The 8,188-nt window shown below is 42.3% G+C and carries 9 protein-coding genes; 5 read left to right on the top strand and 4 right to left on the bottom strand.

Annotation, left to right across the window (positions count from 1 at the left end; translation table 11 throughout):
• The coding region (locus tag K1I80_RS06245; RefSeq protein WP_115893081.1) for a cysteine-rich KTR domain-containing protein at positions 1-156 on the top strand (156 nt) is incomplete at its 5' end.
• Positions 157-215: 59 nt separating this feature from the next.
• Here K1I80_RS06245 and K1I80_RS06240 read toward each other — a convergent pair.
• The gene (locus tag K1I80_RS06240) at positions 216-569 is read right to left on the bottom strand and encodes a helix-turn-helix domain-containing protein (RefSeq protein WP_223313296.1); all 354 of its coding nucleotides are present in this window, start codon (positions 567-569) and stop codon (positions 216-218) included.
• 510 nt (positions 570-1,079) lie between these two features.
• On the opposite strand from K1I80_RS06240, the gene K1I80_RS06235 reads away from it, so the two are divergent.
• From K1I80_RS06235 to K1I80_RS06220, 4 genes are all read left to right on the top strand, one after another.
• On the top strand, positions 1,080-1,505 hold the full coding sequence (locus K1I80_RS06235; RefSeq protein WP_000804877.1) for a sigma-70 family RNA polymerase sigma factor: 426 nt from the start codon (positions 1,080-1,082) through the stop codon (positions 1,503-1,505).
• Positions 1,502-1,732: a helix-turn-helix domain-containing protein gene (locus K1I80_RS06230; protein WP_001224508.1), complete on the top strand. Its 231-nt coding sequence runs from the start codon at positions 1,502-1,504 to the stop codon at positions 1,730-1,732. Before K1I80_RS06235 ends, K1I80_RS06230 begins: the two co-directional genes overlap by 4 nt.
• A gap of 461 nt (positions 1,733-2,193) precedes the next feature.
• Positions 2,194-2,397: an excisionase gene (locus K1I80_RS06225; RefSeq protein WP_000814510.1), complete on the top strand. Its 204-nt coding sequence runs from the start codon at positions 2,194-2,196 to the stop codon at positions 2,395-2,397.
• Between the two features lie 81 nt (positions 2,398-2,478).
• Complete coding sequence (locus K1I80_RS06220) at positions 2,479-3,696, top strand: tyrosine-type recombinase/integrase (protein WP_223313295.1); 1,218 nt, start codon at positions 2,479-2,481, stop codon at positions 3,694-3,696.
• A gap of 220 nt (positions 3,697-3,916) precedes the next feature.
• On the opposite strand, the gene manA is transcribed toward K1I80_RS06220, so the two are convergent.
• The 3 genes from manA to K1I80_RS06205 all read right to left on the bottom strand — a co-directional run bounded on the left by manA (position 3,917) and on the right by K1I80_RS06205 (position 8,023).
• Entirely contained in the window at positions 3,917-4,858 is a 942-nt protein-coding gene (gene manA, locus K1I80_RS06215) for a mannose-6-phosphate isomerase, class I (protein ID WP_223313294.1), read from the bottom strand.
• Positions 4,859-4,983: 125 nt separating this feature from the next.
• A complete protein-coding gene (locus tag K1I80_RS06210; RefSeq protein ID WP_223313293.1) occupies positions 4,984-5,484 on the bottom strand; it encodes a phosphatase PAP2 family protein in 501 nt (166 codons plus the stop codon).
• Positions 5,485-5,626: 142 nt separating this feature from the next.
• Positions 5,627-8,023: a glycogen/starch/alpha-glucan phosphorylase gene (locus tag K1I80_RS06205; protein WP_223313292.1), complete on the bottom strand. Its 2,397-nt coding sequence runs from the start codon at positions 8,021-8,023 to the stop codon at positions 5,627-5,629.
• Between the last annotated feature and the right edge of the window lie 165 nt (positions 8,024-8,188).

Below are 8,188 nucleotides of genomic sequence, written 5' to 3'. Positions count from 1 at the left end.
TGTGGAAATAAAACACGATTAAAGATAAGGGAAGATACTGAATTAAAAAAATTCCCCCTCTATTGTCCGAAATGCAGACAAGAAAATTTAATTGAAATAAAGCAGTTCAAAGTAACTGTGATTACAGAGCCAGACGCAAAGACGCAGAGCCGATAAAATGAGATTAATACAATCTCATTTTATCGGCTCTTTCCGTTATGTATGGATTCTTTTAATTAGTCTTCGATGTTTCTTGCTTCGTTGATACCGCTGGCTAAAGATTCCATTAAGGATAGTTCTTTGTCTGTAAAGCTATCCAGTAGTTTTTCTACCTGTAATCTTCTGGTGCTTTTCGCCAGATCATTACGAGGTAAGAAGAATTCATCAACGGACACATCAAGTAATGATACAAGGTCATAAAGAACTTGTATGCTAGGGTGTTGCCCCTTATTTTCAATATTAGTTAAATAGCGTGGGTCAATTTCAATTAATGCTCCCACTTGTTCACGAGTCAAACCTCGTTTCATTCGAGCTTCTTTGATTGCTAAACCAAAGGCTCTAAAATCAAATTTATCTTCTTTTTTACGCATAATAGACCACCTCTATACATTTTACTGTTCCTATTAAATTTGAAACAGGTATAGAAAAACGTGTTATATAGTTTGTGAGTTCCTAAGGTTTATATATTAATACAAGCACTACTCAACTCCAATAAAAAAAAGCCGTTGTTTGGTAGTGCTATTTGTGCTGTAAAAACGTAATTCTCACTTTCAAATGGCGGTTCGTTGGAGGTCGAAGTTGCCATGAGATATATTACATACAATCTTATTCCTGTTACTGGGTTCTTATCAAAAAAAGTTATCCACCAGCAATAGATAAATACGTCTATCGATGTGGTTTTATACATCATATAGCAAGAACAATTAAAGCATATAAACAGATAAATCAATCTGTCTATGTGCTTTTTTTGTATCTATGGATAATTTTTAAAGTTTTTTCAATTCTTAATGCAACAAATCCCCCTTTCACATTGGGAGTAAGAGTGAAAGGAGATAAAAGAGCAAAGCTCACTTCCTTTCAAAAGAAAGGGGGTGAGAAACATGAAACCATCTTCTTTTCAAGAGAGAATTGAACATCAGTTTGATTTTATCTGTATGCGAGCTATGGACGATGAGCGGAAGAATTATTTCCTTTATCTTTCAAGGCTGGCAAAGCGTGAAGTGTCCTTTTCGGATATTGGCGAATATCTCGTCAACCAATTTGCGACGACAGACAGCTATTCATCTGATTTTCAAATTTTTACGCTCACTGATGTTTCGGTTGGTATCGAAAATGATTTGTTGAGTGAAGCACTAAAAGAATTGCCAGACAAGAAGCGTGAAATCCTACTGCTGTTCTATTTTATGGACATGAGCGATTCAGAAATAGCGGATTTACTGAAATTGAACCGCTCTACTGTCTATCGGCATAGAATGAGCGGACTAGCCTTAATCAAGAAGTTTATGGAGGAGGAAAACGAAGAATGAGAAAAGAATATTCCAGAATTCCATTCCCATTGATTGTAAAGGCTTGTGATGGCGATACAGAAGCGATTAACCAGATTCTACATTATTACAGAGGGTACATTGCTAAACGCTCTCTACGGTTGATGAAAGATGAATATGGCAATCAAAGTATGGTCGTTGATGAGGTCTTACGTGGACGAATGGAAACCAGGTTGATTACAAAAATCCTGTCATTTGAGATTGAGTAGCACCGATTTATCTCTCTTTTCGTGGAAGTGCGGACGAGCTTTCCATACTTCCCGATTGGGGAGGTTTGTTATTCCATCAAAGCATATTGTCTTTCAGTATGTTTTGATAGGCTGACAAGCCATCTGTTCTTTGAAAACTGAATAACAGCAGTCGAATACATTTCGATAAGAAAAGAGCCAACGGAGCTGACCGCCATGACCTGCCCTGTAAAGATAGCGAGCGATTCATGTCAGTGATCCGAGAAGTAATCTTTAGCAGGATTGCCAGCGAAGACATTCTTATCGTAATAATGATACTCCTGTATCGTCATAGTCCGAGCGTTAAAAGCGTCGCAGGCAATGAGTACAGTTGGACGAGAACCGTGCAAGGGTGGAACTCCCGTGAGCTTTGCTAAAGCTGTTCGATTGCTTGTAAAACTACTTTTATGAAATCTAACGTGTGATTGGGAAAGGAGGATTTTATGAAGCAGACAGATATTCCTATCTGGGAGCGTTATACCCTGACCATTGAAGAAGCGTCTAAGTATTTCCGTATTGGCGAAAATAAGCTCCGTCGTTTGGCAGATGAAAATAAAAATGCTGATTGGCTGATTATGAATGGCAATCGTATTCAGATAAAGCGAAAACAGTTTGAAAAAATTATTGATAAATTGGACGCAATCTAGCGTCGCCAAAGGGTCTTGGATATGATAAAATAGCATTAAGTCGTATCAAGGCTCTTTCCATTTTGGAAAGGAGCGAAAGCCATGTCAGAGAAAAGACGTGACAATAAAGGTCGCATTTTAAAGACTGGGGAGAGCCAACGAAAAGACGGAAGATACTTATATAAATATGTAGATTCATTTGGAGAACCGCAATTTATCTACTCATGGAAACTGGTGGCTACAGACAGAGTACCAGCAGGAAAGCGTGATTGTGTTCCTCTTCGGGAAAAAGTTGCGGAGCTACTGAAAGACATTCATGATGGCATTGATGTTGTAGGAAAGAAAATGACACTTTGTCAGCTTTACGCAAAGCAGAATGCTCAAAGACCCAATGTGAAGAAAGGCACGCAAACTGGACGGAAATATCTGATGGATATTTTGACAAATGACAAGTTAGGTGCAAGGAGCATAGACAGCATTAAACCGTCTGACGCTAAAGAATGGGCGATTAGAATGAGTGAAGATGGATATGCTTATCAAACCATCAATAACTATAAGCGTTCTTTAAGGGCTTCATTCTATATTGCGATTGAAGACGATTGTGTTCGGAAGAATCCCTTTGACTTCCAGCTAAATACCGTCATTGATGATGATACTGTTCCTAAAGTCGCATTGACAACGGAGCAGGAAGAAAAGCTGTTATCCTTTGCGAAAGCTGATAAGACCTACAGCAAGAATTATGATGAAATCCTGATACTCTTAAAAACGGGTCTTCGTATTTCAGAGTTTGGCGGTCTGACACTTCCAGATTTGGATTTTGAAAATCGTCTTGTCAAGGTAGACCATCAGTTACTACGAGATACTGAAAATGGATACTACATTGAAACTCCCAAGACTAAAAGTGGCGAACGACAAGTTCCTATGGTTGAAGAAGCCTATCAAGCGTTTCAGCGAGTGCTGGCGAATCGGAAGAACCGTAAATGTGTTGTGATTGATGGTTATAGTAATTTCCTTTTTCTCAATGGGAAAGACTATCCTAAAGTGGCAAGTGATTACAATGGTATGTTGAAAAACCTTGTCAAGAAATACAATAAATATCATGAGGATAAGCTACCCCATATCACTCCACACATTTTGCGTCATACGTTCTGCACTAACTATGCAAATGCAGGAATGAACCCAAAAGCATTGCAGTACATTATGGGGCATGCGAATATAAACATGACGCTGAACTATTACGCACATGCTACATTCGATTCTGCTATGGCAGAGATGAACCGCTTGGAAAAAAAGAAACAGCAGGAACGTCTTGTTGCTTAGTAGTACAGATGAATTTACTACTAATTTACCACTTCTGACAGTCAATTCATGAGGAAATATATAAGGAAACGTGAAGTATCTTCCAACAGTAAAAATACTCGAAAGCACATAGAATAAGGCTTTACGAGCATTTAAGAAAATATAAAAAGATAATTAGAAATTTATACTTTGTTTAAAGAAAAAAGAGCAAAATGATTATTTGCTCTTGATTTTTCTACGATTATGGATGGCTGACAATCAACTGCAAATCTCCAGCTAAGGTCCATTCTTTGACATCACTAGGCAGGATGAAATGCTCTCCTTTTTCGATTTGGTAGACAGCTCCATCAACTTCTAGCCCACCGACACCTTCCAAGACACTGACCAAGCTATAGTCTGCTGTCTTTTTAAAATTAACCGAACCAGCGATATCCCACTTGTAAACAGCAAAGAAGTCATTGGCCACCAAAAGAGTAGAAGTCAAACTATCTGCCTGAATGGTAACAGGACGGCTATTGGCTGGCTCACCGATAGTTAAAACATCAATCGACTGCTCTAAATGCAGCTCGCGAAGATTACCAGCATCGTCCTTGCGATCAAAGTCATAGACACGATAGGTTGTGTCACTGGACTGCTGAGTTTCTAAAATCAGAATACCTGATCCAATGGCATGCATGGTGCCGCTTGGCACATAGAAGAAGTCACCAGCTTTGACTGGGATTTTCGTCAGGAGATGGTCCCAGTCCTTGCTCTCAATCTGCTGGCGCAGCTCTTCCTTGCTCCTGGCATTGTGACCATAGATAATCTCTGCTCCTTCGTCTGCAGCAATGACATACCAGCATTCAGTCTTACCAAGCTCCCCTTCGTGCTCTAGTCCATAAGCATCATCAGGATGGACCTGAACACTGAGCCAGTCATTGGCATCTAAAATCTTGGTCAAAAGCGGAAAGACTGGCTCTGGGCGATTGCCAAAAAGCTCACGGTGCTTGGCATAGAGAACATCTAACTTCTGGCCGGCAAATCGCCCGTTCTTGACGGTTGACACACCATTAGGATGAGCCGAGATAGCCCAGTACTCTCCTACATGGTCGCTGGGAATCTCATAGCCAAAAACATCGCGCAGCTTGGTCCCGCCCCAAATCTTCTCCTGCATCACAGACTGTAGAAATAATGGTTCTGACATAGTTTTCTCCTTAAATATTTTTTAGATCCAGCAAGGAATAATCCTTGGTGTCGAAACAGTTGTTACTGCTTTCATTATAATATAGCTGGAAGTCCTTTGTCTACTCTCTGCTGAAATCAAGCCTTTTATAATAAAAAGAGTAAAGATCCCCAGCAAATGCCGCAAAGATAACCGACCAGCACATCCTTTGGATAGTGCACGCCGCCAATCACGCGCACTACGGCCAGCCCTGCTGAAAGTAAGAGGCAGATAAGCCCCGGCAGCCAGAAAAAGTAGAGCAAGCCCATGGAAATCACTGTCGCCGAAAAGACATGGCGGCTGGGCATGGATTTACCTGATGTATCCTTGGCCAGCAAGGGCTGAATAGCCCATTTCTCGTAAGGGCGTGCTTGATTCAGCCGTTTACGAATAGCTGACAACAGACCAAATCCAATCGCTGGTAAGAAGAAAAAAGTAAGCAACCCTTTCCAACCTTCCGTCAGAAAGGCACTGATTAGAACGAGACCATAAACGATAGGTATGAAGAGGGTCATTCCCCGATTGAAGTAAGCCAACCCTTTCAGCCACTGAGGGCGACTGCGAAAAGGAGTTGTTAATTGTTGATAAAAAATCGTGTAGTCTTTCATACTTGCTTACCCTGCTTTTCTAAAAGTTGGACTCTCATACTTCCTCTACTATAGCATATTTCTAGACAATATGGTAGATAGATAGCGAAAGAGACTGAGGCCCAGGCCCCAATCTCTTAGTGTTCATGTTTTCTGAAGAATATTATTTCTCCAAGTTCCAGATTTCCTTGGCATATTGCTCAATGGTATCGTCTGAGGTAAACTTATCAGATGTAGCGATATTAATCAAGCTCATGCGGGCCCATTTTTCTTTGTCACGATAGAGAGCATCAATCTTCTCTTGAGCTTCTATATAGGCATGAAAGTCTTCCAAGAGGAAGTATTCGTCATTGTGGGTGATGAGGGCTTCGTAGATTTCAGATCCTTCTTCACGGACGTTTGGAATGGTGCCGTTGACAAAGGTATCGACCACTCGGCGAATATCTGGATTGCTTTCATAGACACCGCGTGAGTAGTAATCGTGGCGGGCATAGTGCTCGTAAACTTGGTCCTTGTCCATCCCGAAAATAACAATGTTGTCGTCACCGACCTCGTCCTTGATTTCGATATTGGCTCCGTCCAGAGTAGCCAAGGTAATGGCACCTGTCATCATGAACTTCATGTTGGAAGTACCAGAAGCTTCCTTGGAAGCCAGAGAAATCTGCTCTGATACATCCGCAGCTGGAATGATGAGCTCAGCCAGGCTGACCCGGTAGTTTTCTAGGAAAACAACCTTGAGTTTACCTTGCAGACTTTCATCCTTGTTGACCAGATTAGCCACTTCATTGATCAGCTTAATGACCGACTTGGCAAAGTGGTAGCCTGGAGCAGCCTTGGCACCGAAGATAAAGACGCGCGGTACCATATCCTTGTCAGGATTGTCCTTGAGGTCCCAGTAGAGCTTGATGATATGAAGCAGGTTGAGTAGCTGACGCTTGTAGGCATGGAGGCGTTTCACCTGGACATCAAAGATGGCTTCTGTAGAAACTTCCACTCCTGTTGATTCCTTGATGAAGTCAGCCAGACGAGCCTTAGCTTCTTGCTTCACTCGATAAAAATCGCCCAGCACTTGCGGATCATCCTTGAATTCCAAAAGCTTACGCAGCTCATGGATATCACTTCTCCAGCCCTTACCAATCAGCTTATCAATCTCAGCTGACAGAGGCTGGTCCGCAATTTGCAGCCAGCGGCGCTGGATAATCCCGTTGGTTTTGTTATTAAACTTCTCTGGGTAAATGCTGTAGAAATCACGCAAGGTGTCTTCTTTGAGCAGTTCTGTATGGAGTTTAGCAACACCATTGATTGAATGACCGCCAATGATAGCCAAGTGGGCCATGTGGATTTGATTGTCCTTGACGATCCGAGTGTTTTCGATGACTTGCGGATCAAGGCTGCGTCCAGCCATTTCAGCTACATAGCGGTTGTCGATTTCTAGGATAATCTGATAAACCCGCGGCAGGACATTCTTAAAAAGCTCTGCATCCCATTTTTCCAAGGCCTCAGACAGAATGGTATGGTTGGTATAGCTCATGGTTTTAACCGTAGCATTCCAAGCATCTGCCCATTCCAGGTCGTACTCATCCACCAAGAGACGCATAAACTCAGCCGGTGCAACAGCTGGGTGAGTATCGTTAATATGGACAGAGACCTTCTCATGAATATCTTTGAGCGGACGACCTTGCTTGAGGTAGGATTTGATAATGGTCTGCAGACCTGCACTGGTCATGAAGTATTCCTGGATCAGGCGCAGCTCTTTTCCTTCGTAGCTAGAGTCGTCTGGATAGAGAATGGCAGTGATGTCTTGCACCCGGCGACGAGCCTCAATGGTCGGATAGTCCAGTTCATGCTCCTCTGGAATTTCAACATCCCAAAGCCGGAGATTATTGACATTATCATTGCCAAAGCCAATCTGCGGCACATCGTAAGGAACGGCCCGCAAGGTTTTAGAATTCTCATAAAGTGGCACAATCCGGCCCTTTTCATTAGCATGGAGGGAAACATTTCCGAAGATTTTAACATCAACAATATCATGGTCCTTACGGGTCTCCCAGACATTGCCTAGACTGCCAAACCAAGCATCAGGAATTTCTACCTGATAGCCATCTACGATGCGTTGCTTAAAGAGGCCATAGCGATAGCGAATCCCATTTCCAAATCCTGGATAGCCAGTGGTTGCCAGCGAGTCCATGAAGGCAGCCGCCAAGCGACCCAGACCGCCATTGCCCAAGGCCATGTCATACTCAGCATTCTTGACATCTTCAAAGTCAACGCCCAAATCGGCAAAGCCTTCCTTAACCGTATCAAGGATACCTAAGTTGAGCAGATTTGTTTCCAGCATGCGTCCTGGAAGAAACTCGATAGAAAAGTAATAAGCTGTCTTTTGCTGCTGCTCAATCAACTGATTGCGGCGCTCTAGCCACAGGGGCGTGATATACTTGCGGACAGTGCTGGCCAGAGCTTGAAAAAGCTCCACTGAAGTCGCATCAGCAACCTTAATCAGCTGTCTTTCATGTAGAATATCCTTAAAATCTCTAATAAAACGTTCTTTTGTCAGTTCCATGGTGGGTGGTTATCTCCCTTTCTTAATAGCGGGAAACAGTTTTTAAACGCAGGAATACTTTTTTCAATCAAGATGGGAAGCACTCGCTTCAGCCACAAGCTGAAAACAGGGCTCCAACACAGTATGATAATATATAAAAATGTAAGTCTCACGGAAATCCTCCCT

The organism is Streptococcus sanguinis (assembly GCF_019929225.1).
Classification (GTDB): Bacteria; Bacillota; Bacilli; order Lactobacillales; family Streptococcaceae; genus Streptococcus; species Streptococcus sanguinis_J.
Note: the sequence above shows the minus strand (reverse complement) of the source record. Positions and strands in the feature narration are given on the sequence as shown.